General features: G+C 38.1%; 1 protein-coding gene. It reads left to right on the forward strand.

What is annotated here, in order from left to right; translation table 11 throughout:
• Positions 1–215, forward strand: a 215-nt coding sequence (locus tag BUE91_RS01755; RefSeq protein WP_219335345.1) for a VapE domain-containing protein, incomplete at both ends; no start/stop codon positions are given.

Below are 215 nucleotides of genomic sequence, written 5' to 3' on the forward strand. Positions count from 1 at the left end.
GTAATCTTGTTGGAAAAGTTGTAGTGGAATTGGAAGAATTTGTAGCTCTTAGGAATGCAAAAAGTGCTGATGAAGCTAAGCTGTTTATATCTGCAAGAACAAGTACCGTAAGGCTTCTGTACGAACGGTTTTCTGCTGATGTAAAGAGAACTTGTATCTTGATTGCTACTACAAATGATGCGACTTTTTTAGGAGATTTTTCCGGAGAAAGACGG

The sequence above is a fragment of the Streptobacillus notomytis genome, from assembly GCF_001902585.1.
Lineage (GTDB): Bacteria > Fusobacteriota > Fusobacteriia > Fusobacteriales > Leptotrichiaceae > Streptobacillus > Streptobacillus notomytis.